Here is a 12,642-nt window from a genome sequence, read left to right as displayed (position 1 = left end):
CCTCAGGCGCGGCAGGGGGTGAGTTCGGCCAGCAGCGGCTCGCACAGTTCGGCGCGGCCCTGGCAGCAGTCCTTGAGCAGGAACAGGACCAGCGCCTGGAGGCGATCGAGGTCCGCCCGGTAGATGATCGACCGACTACGGCGCTCCGAACTGATCAGACCTGCGCGGGACAGAACCCCGAGGTGCGACGACATGGTATTGGCGGGCACGGCGAGGGCATCCGCGATCTCTCCGGCAGGCAGGCCTTCGGGCTCATGCCGGACCAGCAGGCGGAAGGTCTCAAGCCGCGTAGGCTGCGCCAGGGCGGCGAGGGCGAGAATGGCGGGTTCTGATTCCATAATTCCAATATAATGGAATTAATGCCGTCGTCAACTAAACCCGCAAGAAGGCCCGCTTGCATCCTGCCTGCCGATGTCGCTCATGGCTCTGAAGAGACTGATTTCCCTTCGCAAGATTCCGAGACCCTTTTCCGGGTGGAGCGCTCTCGGAAACGGTTGAGCAAGGAGGAATTTGTCGTTCGAGTGCTTCGTTGAGCAAGTGTCAGTTCGAAGTGTCGCCGTCGATATGGTTGGTCGCTCCATCTATCTTCGTCTGACTAGCTTCGGTGTTTCGCCGGGACCTAGCCGGCCGGCACGGTCGCCTCAGCGCGGTTTCGTCGACGACGTGCCCCCGGCGCTGACGCGTGTATCGACCTGCGGGATCGAAAGCTCGGGGCATCCGGCGCGGCGCGCCGTTCGTATAGGATTAGGAGCTGATGGAGCTGCGCCATGAATATCGCGATCGCCTACCTTCTGACCCTGGTCGCCTTCGCTGTGATCGACACGGCCTGGCTCGGGAGCATGGGGGATCGGCTATACCGCCCGTTGATCGGGTCAATGCTGGCTGACAACTTCAGGCTCGCGCCCGCCATCGCTTTTTATGCGCTCTATGCTGGCGGTCTCACCCTGTTCGCCGTCCTGCCTGGATTGGCCGAGGGCGGCTGGAAGAAGGCGTTGATCTGGGGCGGGTTGTTCGGCCTCTTCGCCTACGGAACCTATGACCTGACCAATCTGGCCACGCTGAAGACCTGGAGCCTGAAGCTGTCGCTGATCGACATGGCCTGGGGCGTGTGTGTCAGCGCCGGGGCGTCGTCGATAGCGTGCGCATTGGCGATGCGATTGCTTCGAACGCCTGTCTAGCGCCGGGGCGGTCGCGGGAAGAAGGCGCTGGTGCGGGCGACGTAGGCGGCGAAGGCTTCGGGGCGTGAGCGGCGCATATGGGCCTCCAGCAGCGGCACGCCCGATACCCGCGTCAGCAGCCAGTAGATATAGACAGGCCCGCTCAACGCCAACCAACCCCAGGGCCAGGCGCCGCTGAGTTCGATGGCGAACACCGGCCAGGCGCACCAGCCCAGCCATTCGAAGAAGTAGTTTGGGTGCCGCGACCAGCCCCAGAGGCCGACGTCGCAGACCTGCCCGCGATGGGCGGGATCAGCCTTGAAGGCCGCAAGTTGGCGGTCCGCGATGGTTTCGCTGAGCAGGGCGGACGCGAAGATCAGGCTGGCCAGACCGTCCTGCAAGGTCAGGCCCGGCGTCGGATTGCGCGCCGCCAGCAGGATGCTGAGCACCAGAAAGGCCGCGGCCCCGGCCTGCAACATCAGAAACACGAACATCTTGGACTGAAAGTCCGCGCCCCAGTCCTGTCGCAGGCGGGCATAGCGGGCGTCCTCACCCTCATGAGCCGCGCGGGCGGCGATGTGCAGACCCAGCCGCAGACCCCACAGGCCGATCAGGGCCGCCGTCAGCCACTGTCGGGGCGAGGGCGGGGCTCCGTCCATAGGAAACAGGGCGACGCCGACCCCCGCCGCGCCCAGACCCAGTGACCAGAAGGCGTCGGCCCAGCCGCCTTGGCCCGTGCGGCGTTGTACAATCCATGCCGCAGCCATGACGACCACCATGAACAGCGCCGCCGCGCCCCAGAGCGGCAGCAGTCGGATCATAGCCGCACGAAGGGCTGCATCAGTCGGCCCAGCCATCCTTCGAGCTGAATCTGGCCGTCCAGAGCGACGACGCAGAGGCAAGGGCCGTCCGACACCACGCGCGGCTGGTGCAGCACCTCGGGGTCGGCCTCTTCCAGATCGCCGACGTCGAACCGCTCGGTCTCGGTTGCGTAGGCGCCGGACAGGACGCAGGTCAGTTCGACCCCGCCGTGGGTGTGGCGAGGCGTCTCGCGCCCCGGACCGATCTCCAGCAGGATGACCCGGCAGTCGCCGTCGCGCGGAGCGTGGACGTCCCGCACCCGCATGCCCGGCCCGATCCAGCGCCACCGACCCAGGGCGTAGCGGCGCAAGGGTTCGGGTAGTTCGGGCATGTCGTTGAGCGGCGCCGGGGCCTTTACCTCGCCCGCGTCGGTGTCGATCCGCGCCATGGCCCGCGCCAGGGCGTCGTCTGCCATGGGGGTGGGCGCCGCATCGCTCAGGAACTCGCCGCCCACGGCCTGTAGCTGGCGCACCCAGGCGTCGTTGGCGGGGCGCAGGGCCAGATGCGCGGCGACCACCACGGCCTCGGGCGGGCTGAGGTTCCCCGCGGCATAGGCGAGGACGCGTTCCTCGGAGGGGTTGCGAAGAGCCTTCATCGGGCGGCCTCCTCGGACGGTTCGAGGATCAGGCGCAGTTTGATCATGGCGTTGCGGATACGGGATTTGACGGTGCCCAGCGGCAGGTCGAGTTGGCGGGCGATTTCGGAATGGGGGCTGTCCATGAAGAAGGCGAGGCGCAGCACCTCGACCTGATCGGGCTTTAGCCGCGCCAAGGCGCCGCGAACCCGCTCGGCGTCTTCGGACAGCACCAGAAGGTCGTCGGGCCGTTCGACCGTCTGTTCCGTCAGTTCGATTTCGGGGACGGGCAGGGGGCGGGCGTCGCGGCGCAGCATGTCGAGGCGGCGGTTGCGGGCGATGGTGAAGATCCAGGTGGCGGCCCGCGCCTTACGCGCATCGAACAGGTCGGCCTTGCGCCAGACCGTCAGCATGGCGTCCTGGGCGAAGTCTTCGGCCGCGCCGGGCGTGGCGCCTGACTTGATCAGCCAGGCCTTCAGGCGGGGGGCGAAATAGCTGAACAACTGGGCGAAGGCCTCGCGGTCGCGTCTCAGCGCCACGGCCTCGATCAGCCGATCATGCACGAATGGATCGGGCGAGAGCGCGTCCAGGCTCATGCCGGACGCCCGCCGCGCAGGGGATGTGAGTGACGAAGCCTCGGCATGCATGAAGCCTAATACGCTTCGTGGAAATGTCTGGATCATTCGCAATCCGATCGCGGCGCCGGTGCGTAATCCGTTCATGTCCTATCCTGCCGCCGACCGTTTGAAGATCGCCGTGATCGGCTCTGGCGTGGCCGCCCTGTCCTCGGCCTGGCTGCTGTCACAGCGCCATCGGGTGACGATCTATGAGAAGGCCGACCGTCTGGGCGGTCATTCCAACACGGTGACGGCGGGCGTGGCGACGGGGGCTGTGCCGGTCGACACCGGCTTCATCTGCTTCAACGACGCCACCTATCCCAACCTGATCGCCCTGTTCGCGCATCTGGGGGTCGAGACGCGCGCGACCGACATGTCCTTTGCGGTGTCGCTGGACGGCGGGCGGTTTGAGTACGCCGCTCCGGGTCTGTTCGCCCAGCGCCGCAACGTCCTGCGTCCGCGGTTCTGGTCCATGCTGGGCGAAATCTTGCGATTTTATCGCGAGGCCCCGATCGACCTGAGCGGTCTGACGAATCCCAACCTGACGCTGGGCGACTATCTGAAGCGTGAGGGTTTCAGCGAGGCCTTCCGCGATGACCACCTACTGCCGATGGCGGCGGCGATCTGGTCCTCGCCGGCGCATACGCTGATGGACTACCCCGCCGAGGCCTTCATTCGCTTCTGCGGCAACCACGGTCTGTTGAAGCTGGTGGGGCGCCCGTTGTGGCGCACCGTCGTGGGCGGCAGCCGGGTCTATGTCGAGCGCCTGGCGCATGAAATCGACGACGTGCGGTTGAACCGCGGGGTGACAGGGGTGCGGCGCACGGATCAGGGCGTCATGGTTCATGACGATCAAGGCGGCGTCGAGCGGTTCGATCATGTCGTCATCGGCGCCCATGCCGATCAGGCCCTGGCCATGCTGGCCGAGCCGACCGCGCGGGAAAAGGAGGTGCTGGGCGCCTTCCGCTACAGCCGCAATCTGACGGTCCTGCACACCGACGCGGGCCTGATGCCGAAACGTCGCCGTGCCTGGGCGAGTTGGAACTATATCGGGGCCGAAGAGGGGCTGTGCGTGACCTACTGGATGAACAAGCTTCAGGGGCTGCCGGGTCAGGACCTGTTCGTCACCCTGAACCCGCCGCGTCCGCCCAGGCCGGACACCCTGCTGCGCAGCGAACTTTACGAGCACCCCATCTTCACCCCCGCCGCCATCCAGGCGCAGAAGCAGCTGTGGAGTCTGCAAGGGCAGGGCGGCGTCTGGTTCTGCGGCGCCCACTTCGGCGCGGGCTTTCATGAGGACGGCCTGCAATCGGGTCTGGCCGTGGCCGAGCAACTGGGCGGCGTGCGGAGGCCGTGGTCGGTTCAGAACGAGAGCGGCCGCATTCATCTGTCGCCCGCCGCATCGAAGGTCGTGGAGCAGGCCGCGTGACCCAGGTCTCAGCCCTCTATCGCGGCGGCGTCATGCACAGACGGCTGCGGCCCCGGGCGCATCAGTTGAACTATCGCGTCTTCTGGCTGCTGCTCGATCTGGCCGAAATCGACGGGCTGGACCGACGCCTTCGCCTGTTCTCGCGCAATCGGTTCAACCTGCTGTCCTTTCATGATCGTGATCACGGCGACGGGTCGGGAACGGCGCTACGCCCTCAGATCGAAGATTTCCTCATGCGCGCCGGGATCGACATCGGCGGCGGGCCGATCCGTCTGCTGACCATGCCGCGCGTGCTGGGCTACGTCTTCAACCCGATCAGCCTCTACTACTGCCATCAGGCCGATGGCCGGCTGGCGGCCATGGTCTATGAGGTGACCAGCACCTTTGGCGTGCGCCACGCCTACGTCATCCCGGTGCCGAGCGAGGATCAGGCGGCGGGTCTGATCCGTCAGGGCGCGGCCAAGGCCCTCTATGTCTCGCCATTCATGGGCATGGAGATGGACTATGTGTTTCGCGGCCACGCGCCGGGTCAGCGTCTGGATCTGACGATTGACGGTCTGGATGCCGAGGGTGTCCTGATCACCGCCGCCATGTCCGGCGAACGGCGACCACTGCAGGACAGACAGTTGTGGGCGGCGGCGCTGGCCCTGCCCCTGATGACGCTCAAGGTCATGGTCGCCATTCATTGGGAGGCGCTGAAGCTGTGGCTCAAGGGCGTGCGCCTGACCCGACAGCCGCCTCCGGCCCGGGAGTCTGTCACGATCCAGCGGCGGGCGCGTGAGAGCCGTCTTGCGCGTTGATCTTTGGAAATCCCCGGGGGGGCACCGTCCTCCGCGCAAGAGTCGTCTGATCTCATGACCACCACCTTCTATGGCGAACGCAACGACAGGCGGACGGCGTTGCCGGTTTTCGCCCTGGTTATGCGCCTGCTGTCCGCCAACTGGACCTGGGGGCGGTTGACCCTCGTCCTGCCCGACGGCGCTCGCCATCAGTTGACAGGCAGTGACCCCGGCCACGCCGCGGTCCTGACCATCCGCGACCCTCGGTTCGCCGCGCGCGTGCTGAAAAGCGGGGATATCGGCTTTGCAGAAGGGTACATGGCGGGCGAGTGGGACACCCCCGATCTGGCGATCCTGCTGGAGACCCTGGTCAACAACTACGACCACATCCGACGCCTGTTTGACGGCAATCCGCTGATGAATGGTCTGAACTGGCTCGGGCATCGGTTGAACCGGAACAGTCGACGCGGCTCGCGCCGGAACATCCACGCCCACTACGACCTCGGCAATGCTTTCTACGGGGCTTGGCTTGACCCTTCGATGACCTATTCGTCGGCGCGGTATGAAGGGTCGGGGCAGTCGCTACAGGACGCACAGCGCGCCAAATACGCCTCTTTGGCGCGGATGATGGACCTGCAGCCGGGGCATAGCGTGCTTGAAATCGGCTGCGGCTGGGGCGGTTTCGCCGAGTTCGCGGCGCGCGAGGTCGGGGCGGTCGTCACCGGCGTCACCATCTCGCGGGAACAGCATGACTATGCGCGCCGTCGCCTGTTCGAGGCGGGGCTGGCTGAGCGTGCCGACATCCGCCTTATCGACTATCGCGATGTGGAGGGCCGGTTCGATCGCGTCGCCTCGATCGAGATGTTCGAGGCGGTGGGGCGCGAGTACTGGCCGACCTATTTTCAGAAGGTCCATGAGGTGCTGACGCCCGGCGGACGCGCGGGCCTGCAAATCATCACCATTCAGGACGAACTGTTCGACGAGTACGACGCGCGCACCGACTTCATCCAGAAGTATGTTTTCCCCGGAGGCTGCCTGCCGTCCGAAGCGCGGATGGCGCCTGACATCTCCGGCGCGGGCCTGGTCGAGGCGGGGATCGTGCGTTTCGGCGGCGACTACGCCGAGACCCTCGCCGAATGGGCCCGACGCTTCGAAAGCGCCTGGGGCGAGATCGTCAGGACGGAGGCGAGCTTCGATGACCGCTTCCGTCGCCTCTGGCGCTTCTACCTCGCCTATTGCGAGGCTGGCTTCCGATCGGGTCGTACCGATGTGATCCAGATGGCCCTGCTGCGCGCCTGATCCTCAATCGTGGAATCCCGATGGCTTTGAAACGCGCGTCCATTCTCCTCGTCGTCGCGACGGCTTCTGTCGTGACTTTGTCGGCTTGCGCCACCCTGCAGCGTGGCCCTGTGGGCAACTCAGCCGTTCCCCAGCCCGCCAAGGCGGTCGACCTTAGCCGTTACGCCGGGCTCTGGTACGAGATCGGCCGCTACGAGAACGGCTTCGAACGGGGGTGCGAAGCGGTCACGGCCGAGTATGCGCTCCGGGAAGACGGCCTCGTCGGGGTGTTGAACACTTGCCGGCAGGGCGGCGTCGACGGTCCGGTGAAAACGGCCGGGGGCAGGGCCAGGGTGGTCGCCGACAGCGGCGACGCCAAGCTGAAGGTCTCCTTCTTCGGGCCCTTCTACGTCGGCGACTACTGGGTTCTGGATCATGCCGACGACTATTCCTGGTCCATCGTCGGCGAGCCGTCCGGCCGGTATCTGTGGCTGATGAGCCGGGCGGCGAACCCCTCGGATGCGGTCAAGGCGACCATCATGACCCGCACGGCCGCGATCGGCTATGATCTCGCCCTGGTGCGCGAGACCCGGCATCTGCCGTAAATCTGATCACTCGATCCGTGCGTATTTCCCCGCAGAAGAGGGAGAGACGAGGATGGCCGGCAAGGGGTTTCGCGGGATGGGGGCGGCGGTTCTGGCCATGGCTACGGGGGCCTGCGCCAGCGGCGCCGCGCCGTCGCACACTGGCTTTCTGACGACCTATGAAGGCCTGGCGCCCAGAACGGACGTGGTGCGCGCCTCGGTCTCGCAGCGGCGGGACGAGGCCTTGGCTTCCAGCATCACCCGGCTATGGGTGGCGCCCGCCGAGGTGTTCGGCGTCAAGGACCCGGTGCTTTCTGATGACGACCGGCGCGCGGTGATGAACGAGGTGGATCGGCAGCTCTGCTACGAATTGAGCGAGCGGTTCGAGATTTTGGAACAACCCGATCCCCAGGCCGGAACGGTGCGCGTCGGCGTCACCTATATCCGGCCGACGCATCAGGCCGGCTCGGCGGCGGCTGCCGTCGCCAACTTCTTCATCCCCGGTCCGATCAAGGTGAGGGCGCCCGGCGGCACGGGCGGCCTCGGCGCGGAGGCCGAGCTGCTGGCGCCGGACGGTCGCCAGGCCGCCGCCATTGTCTGGCGGCGCGACGCCATGGTGGTGGGCACCGACAAGCCGTCGCTGTCGCGCATCGGCGATGCTCATCAACTGGCGGAGCCTCTGGGTGACATGGTAGGCGACGCCCTTGCGCCCAGTGACCGTGCGTTGCGCCCGAGACCTGACCTGGATCCCTGTCGGCGGTTCGGTCCGCGCGTACGGGTCGAAGGGATCCTCGCCGGCATCGCCACGGGCCTGTACGAACCCGGTCTGAGCGGCGGGCGGCGGGCTCCTGAAAGCGAAGCGGACAGCGACTGATCGTGTGGCTCATCTGGAGCAGCCCGGGTGAGCCCGCGCTCCTGGAAGGAGGCTGGCCGCTGCGGACAGTTGCGGGATGCCTTTGACTCAGGCGGCGACGTCGAAAAGGCGGCCACTGCCTGCTGTGACGGCAATGGCGAGCGTGCCCCAGAAACCACGCGTCACAGATCAGCCGATGGGCGCCTGATCGGGGTCTGGCCGAACGTCCCCAGGTTTCGATTTCACCCTTCAGCCAAAGCCGTTGATCCACGCCTCCAGATCCGACCAGTCATTGCGGCTGGCGAGGTCCAGGCCGACGGCTGACAGTAAATCGAGGTGGGTCTGTGATACCGAGCCCTCCCGACTAGCCGCCATGCACATCGTCAGCACCGCCTGCTGCGCCCGGCCGTCAGTGCAGAGCGCGAGTGCACGGACCTTGGCCGCCGCCAGGTCCTCGGTTCGCCTGGGAGCAACGGCCTCGTCGGCAACCAAAGCAGAAGCTGCATCGGATCGCGTTCCGGTAAGGTGCTCCGACCATTTGACGAGAGCGCAGCGCTTCTCCGGTATATAGGTGTGACGGTCGTAGACGGCCGTGACTGCGGCGCCGTCTTTTGGCGTATGGCCGAGAACGAGCCCGACGATGAAACGGGTGACGCCGTAGCGCCCCGTCAAGGTGGTCGCACCCGTTCGCCGGACATCGTGAGGCGATCGGAGCGGTAGTTTTCTACGCTCGAAGATGCGGGAAAAGGTTCGCGTGATCGCCTGCTCGTCAATGCATTGATCGGCGACGCGCGGGGAGGGGAAAACGAAGGGGCTGTCGGGATCGAGCGCAAACGCCGCCGCAAGCACGGACAGAGCCTGAGGGCTCAAGGGGACGACGTGCTGATGATTGGCCTTGGCTCGGTTGGCCGGGATCACCCAGAGCGCGGCGTCCAGGTCGAACTCTGACTTGCGCGCACCCGCGACTTCATTGCGGCGCGTCAGGGTGAGCATGAGCAACTGGATGGCGAGCGCCATCACGGGCTCCGGCCGTGCTGCAAGGCCGATGTTGAGGTAGCCCGGCGGCCGCGGCTGTACCCCCTCCCGCGCAATATCCCAGACCAGCCTCAGTCCGGCGTCGTCCAGCATCCGGTCGCGGGAAACCAGGGCCAAAGGTCGAGCGAGCCCGACCACCGGGTTGGCGTCGATCATCTCTTCCTGAACACAGAAGGCCATGACGCTGTGAAGAAGCCCGCCAATCGAAGCCACGCTGGCGGCGGAGAGGCGCCGCTCGGTCACGAGCGAACGCATGAAGGTCTTGACCTCCGCGCGCTTCAAATCGCGTGGCGCCGTCGTGCCGAGGGAAGACGAGATATGACGCTTCCAAAGGTGGCGCTCGTTGGCGATCGTTCGAGGGCGTTTAGGTCTTCGGCGGCCGCCATGCAGACCCAACTCCGCTGCAGCCCAGTAGGTCTGCGCGACTTCGTCCAAAGTGTCTTGCGGCGGAGCGGGCAGTTGGGCGGCGGCGCGCGCCGCCACGGGGTCGACGCCCCTGAGAAGTTCCAGCCTGAGTTCCGTCGCCTTTTGCCGGGCGTCGGCGAGTGACACCTCCGGATAATCGCCGAGGATTACACGCCGTCGAGGTCCGTCTTTGATTGCGAATCGCACCTCGAACTGCCTCAGGCCCGACGGCCATACTCTGACGCTGAGACCTCGCACGCCAGAAATCCGGCGCTCGAATCGACGCTCGAGCGGCTTTAGGCCGGCGATCTGGCGATCAGTCGTGATGATGACCTGGGTCGGCATCGCAGCAGCGTCCTGAGCAAATCAGACGCCGCCAGCCTACCATCAAGGGGGGGCAATAGGGGGGCAGTTGGTGCAAGATTCGCTGCAAACCCGTGCACAGGCGTGCAAATACCAACTTCTATATATTCATATGCTTATGGCCATCTTGTAATGCGATGAAACACCCTGAAATGGCATTCGGGGCGATTTACACCGAGAGGGTCGGCGGTTCGAACCCGTCGCCGCCTACCATTTTTCATTAATAAAATCAGATAATTGAATCTATTCGTCTCTCTGCATGGGGAGTGGTTTTCGTCTCATTGAGCTCGGGGCGCCAGCATCCATTCAACGAGCCACGCGGTCGCCGGCAGGCGTGTTCCGGTCTTTTTGACGAACGGTTCAATCGAGGCGCAGGGCTCGGTCGAGGCTGAAGGCGCCGGGGCCGCGGGCGATCAGATAGACCAGCGGGCCGGCCCATAGCAGATGCGTCGGCCAGCCGGTCGGCACGACGAAGATCTGGATCACCAGGGTCATCAGCAACAGGCCGACCGCCGCCGGGCGTGTCAGCAAACCAAGAACCAAAAGCGCCGGCAGCAGGTGTTCGGCATAGGTCGCGAGATAGGCCGCCGTTTCCGGCGGCAGCAGCGGGACGCGGTACTCTTCGGCGAACAGGTATTCGGTCGACGGCGTCAGGGTCAGCAACCCCTCGACCTTGGTGCGCCCGGACAGGAAAAAGGGCGCGGCGACGCACAGGCGCATCAACAGGGCCAGGGGCCATTCGGGAATGGCGGCGGTCAGGCGGCGGTACAGGCGGTCGAGGGCGATCATGCAGGCGTGCTCTGGTGAGAAGGGGACATGAAGACGCCGAAAGCGATCAGTTCGGCGAAGAGGGCGGGAACATCCACGCTGGGGTGCGTGGCCTGGGCGGCCATGGCGGCGGCGGCGAAGGAGACGCCCCGGCGACCGGCGTCCAGGAAGGTCCACTGGGCGCGGGACAGGTGGTGCGTCAGGACATGGTCCCCGGGACGGTGGATCAGCAGCCCCTCCGGCGTCGGTCGCCAGGACAGCTCCACCCCGGCGCGGGGATCTCGGTGTGCGAGCCACAGCGAAGGCGCGTTCCAGTCAAACCAGAACAGGCGCGCTGACGGATGCAGACGGGCCGGCGCCCCCGTCAGCGTCAGGCCCAGGTTTGCGGCCTGACGCGCGGTCATCGTCGGGGCGTCCTCGGCCAGGTGGGCCTCGGTCCAGGCGCGGTCCAGCCGCGCGGCTGGCGGCAGATAGGACATGGGGCGCGCGGGCTCGAAGTGCGCCAGCCAGGCGGGAAAGCCCTCGCCATAGGCGACCATGACGGGCTCCTGGCCCGGTTCGTCCTCGACGTATTCGCGCGCGACGGCCCGGAACCAGTCGCGCCCGACCATATCGACGACGGTCGGATAGTTGGCTTCCAGGGCGTCGATCCGACCCTTGGTCGCCGTGTTGCGATAGACGGCCAGGGCGGCCAGTGTGCGTTCGTCCGGCGCCAGGTGCGGCCACAGGTCGTCGAAACGGCCTTCGAGAGCGATCGAAAAGGCGGCGTGAAAGGCGGTCATGCGGTCGCCCTTGCTGAAAGAGCCATAGACAGGGCCTGGGCGGCGCGGGCCTGCTCGGACAGAAGCTCGGAAAACTCGGGAACCCGGCCGTCGCGCTCGATCAGGGTTGGCCGGACGCCGATGCGGGCGATGAGCCGTTCATGCAGACGCCAGACGGCCTCGGCGACCGGGGCGTCGTGACTGTCGATCAGCAGGGCCTGACCCCACGCGGGATCGGGGCTGTGTCCCGCCAGGTGAATTTCCCCGACCAACTCGGCCGGCGTGCGGTCGATCCAGTCCTCGGCTGAAAACCCCATGTTGGCGGCGCTGACATGGACGTTGTTCACATCGACCAACAGGCCGCAGCCGGTACGTCGCGCGATCTCGGTCAGGAAATCGATCTCGTCCCAATCATGGCCAGCCGTCGGCAGATAGGCTGTCGGGTTCTCGATCAGCAGGCGATGTCCCAGGGCGTTCTGCGCCTCGTCGATGTGACGGCAGACCAGCACCAGTATCTCGCGGCTGCGCGGAACGGGCAGAAGGTCAGGGTGATAGACGTTCCCCCGGCGCGACCAGGCCAGGTGCTCGGACACGACGAAGGGCTCGAAGCGGTCGATCAGGGCGCGATATCGGGCCAGGTGTTCGCGATCCGGACGTTCGTCTCCGGCCAGGGACAGGCCTACGCCATGCAGGGACAGCGGCCGGCGTGCGCGGATGCGCTCCAGCCAGGACAGGCGCGGCCCGCCCGCGACCATGTAGTTCTCGGGGTGGACCTCAAACCACAGGCCGTCCTGCGCGCCGACCGCCGGGCAGGCCTCGGCCTCGGCGTAGTGTTGGGGCTTCAAACCCAGCCCGGCGGTCGGTGCGGCTGACATCAGCGGTTCGGGATCGGGCTCAGCGAGCCGTTGCCCTTGGGCGTCTTGATGGAGGTGCAGGTGCCGCGCGGGGCCAGCTTCCAGGCATTGCCCTGATAGTCGCGCGTAGAAGTGCCCGCGCAGGTGGTGCCGGGGCCGGCGGCGCAGTCGTTCTGACCAGCCTTGGCGACGCCGTAGCATTTCTCCATGCCGCGTTCCTGCTGGGCGGTGGGAATGGTCTGGGCCACGGCGGCGTTCGCGCCCAGGGCCAGCAGGGCGCCGGCGCCGATCAGAAGCTTGGCGGGGGTGTTCATCAGATCGTCT

General features: G+C 66.3%; 15 protein-coding genes. 6 read left to right on the top strand and 9 right to left on the bottom strand.

Annotated elements, in window-relative coordinates:
* Nucleotides 1–2: 2 nt before the first annotated feature.
* Entirely contained in the window at nucleotides 3–338 is a 336-nt protein-coding gene (locus IFE19_RS09410; protein WP_207821715.1) for an ArsR/SmtB family transcription factor, read from the bottom strand.
* A 429-nt stretch (nucleotides 339–767) separates the two neighbouring features.
* Between IFE19_RS09410 and IFE19_RS09405 the strand changes: the two genes are divergently transcribed.
* Entirely contained in the window at nucleotides 768–1,178 is a 411-nt protein-coding gene (locus tag IFE19_RS09405) for a DUF2177 family protein (RefSeq protein ID WP_105564496.1), read from the top strand.
* Here IFE19_RS09405 and IFE19_RS09400 read toward each other — a convergent pair.
* The 3 genes from IFE19_RS09400 to IFE19_RS09390 are packed head-to-tail and all read right to left on the bottom strand — an operon-like array spanning nucleotide 1,175 to nucleotide 3,188.
* On the bottom strand, nucleotides 1,175–1,978 hold the full coding sequence (locus IFE19_RS09400; protein ID WP_207821713.1) for a DUF1295 domain-containing protein: 804 nt from the start codon (nucleotides 1,976–1,978) through the stop codon (nucleotides 1,175–1,177). The two genes, IFE19_RS09405 and IFE19_RS09400, sit on opposite strands and share 4 nt — an antisense overlap.
* Nucleotides 1,975–2,613: a cadmium/peroxide/UV radiation responsive anti-sigma factor ChrR gene (gene chrR / locus IFE19_RS09395; protein ID WP_207821711.1), complete on the bottom strand. Its 639-nt coding sequence runs from the start codon at nucleotides 2,611–2,613 to the stop codon at nucleotides 1,975–1,977. Before chrR ends, IFE19_RS09400 begins: the two co-directional genes overlap by 4 nt.
* Nucleotides 2,610–3,188 (bottom strand): sigma-70 family RNA polymerase sigma factor, encoded by a 579-nt coding sequence (locus tag IFE19_RS09390; protein ID WP_225910219.1) that lies wholly within the window; start codon nucleotides 3,186–3,188, stop codon nucleotides 2,610–2,612. The genes chrR and IFE19_RS09390 overlap by 4 nt, the downstream gene beginning before the upstream one ends.
* A 124-nt stretch (nucleotides 3,189–3,312) precedes the next feature.
* On the opposite strand from IFE19_RS09390, the gene IFE19_RS09385 reads away from it, so the two are divergent.
* The 5 genes from IFE19_RS09385 (at nucleotide 3,313) to IFE19_RS09365 (ending at nucleotide 8,153) form a co-directional block, all read left to right on the top strand.
* On the top strand, nucleotides 3,313–4,638 hold the full coding sequence (locus IFE19_RS09385; protein ID WP_207821709.1) for an NAD(P)/FAD-dependent oxidoreductase: 1,326 nt from the start codon (nucleotides 3,313–3,315) through the stop codon (nucleotides 4,636–4,638).
* A complete protein-coding gene (locus IFE19_RS09380; protein WP_207821707.1) occupies nucleotides 4,635–5,438 on the top strand; it encodes a DUF1365 domain-containing protein in 804 nt (267 codons plus the stop codon). The genes IFE19_RS09385 and IFE19_RS09380 overlap by 4 nt, the downstream gene beginning before the upstream one ends.
* Before the next feature lie 54 nt (nucleotides 5,439–5,492).
* Nucleotides 5,493–6,716: an SAM-dependent methyltransferase gene (locus tag IFE19_RS09375; RefSeq protein ID WP_207821705.1), complete on the top strand. Its 1,224-nt coding sequence runs from the start codon at nucleotides 5,493–5,495 to the stop codon at nucleotides 6,714–6,716.
* A gap of 71 nt (nucleotides 6,717–6,787) precedes the next feature.
* Nucleotides 6,788–7,300 carry a lipocalin family protein gene (locus IFE19_RS09370; protein ID WP_318780445.1) on the top strand — a complete coding sequence of 171 codons (513 nt, stop codon included), beginning with the start codon at nucleotides 6,788–6,790 and terminating at the stop codon, nucleotides 7,298–7,300.
* Between the two features lie 52 nt (nucleotides 7,301–7,352).
* The gene (locus tag IFE19_RS09365) at nucleotides 7,353–8,153 is read left to right on the top strand and encodes a DUF3313 family protein (RefSeq protein ID WP_207821701.1); all 801 of its coding nucleotides are present in this window, start codon (nucleotides 7,353–7,355) and stop codon (nucleotides 8,151–8,153) included.
* Nucleotides 8,154–8,381: 228 nt separating this feature from the next.
* Here the strand turns inward: IFE19_RS09365 and IFE19_RS09360 are convergent, their stop codons facing one another.
* From IFE19_RS09360 to IFE19_RS09340, 5 genes are all read right to left on the bottom strand, one after another.
* Nucleotides 8,382–9,917: a tyrosine-type recombinase/integrase gene (locus IFE19_RS09360; protein WP_207821699.1), complete on the bottom strand. Its 1,536-nt coding sequence runs from the start codon at nucleotides 9,915–9,917 to the stop codon at nucleotides 8,382–8,384.
* Between the two features lie 378 nt (nucleotides 9,918–10,295).
* Nucleotides 10,296–10,724 carry a DoxX family protein gene (locus tag IFE19_RS09355; RefSeq protein ID WP_207821697.1) on the bottom strand — a complete coding sequence of 143 codons (429 nt, stop codon included), beginning with the start codon at nucleotides 10,722–10,724 and terminating at the stop codon, nucleotides 10,296–10,298.
* Nucleotides 10,721–11,485 carry an HvfC/BufC N-terminal domain-containing protein gene (locus tag IFE19_RS09350; protein WP_207821695.1) on the bottom strand — a complete coding sequence of 255 codons (765 nt, stop codon included), beginning with the start codon at nucleotides 11,483–11,485 and terminating at the stop codon, nucleotides 10,721–10,723. The genes IFE19_RS09355 and IFE19_RS09350 overlap by 4 nt, the downstream gene beginning before the upstream one ends.
* Nucleotides 11,482–12,339 carry an MNIO family bufferin maturase gene (gene bufB, locus IFE19_RS09345; protein WP_207821693.1) on the bottom strand — a complete coding sequence of 286 codons (858 nt, stop codon included), beginning with the start codon at nucleotides 12,337–12,339 and terminating at the stop codon, nucleotides 11,482–11,484. The genes IFE19_RS09350 and bufB overlap by 4 nt, the downstream gene beginning before the upstream one ends.
* A complete protein-coding gene (locus IFE19_RS09340) occupies nucleotides 12,339–12,632 on the bottom strand; it encodes a BufA1 family periplasmic bufferin-type metallophore (protein ID WP_207821691.1) in 294 nt (97 codons plus the stop codon). Before IFE19_RS09340 ends, bufB begins: the two co-directional genes overlap by 1 nt.
* Nucleotides 12,633–12,642 lie beyond the last annotated feature (10 nt).

The organism is Brevundimonas pondensis, assembly GCF_017487345.1.
GTDB classification, from domain to species: domain Bacteria; phylum Pseudomonadota; class Alphaproteobacteria; order Caulobacterales; family Caulobacteraceae; genus Brevundimonas; species Brevundimonas pondensis.
Note: the sequence above shows the minus strand (reverse complement) of the source record. Positions and strands in the feature narration are given on the sequence as shown.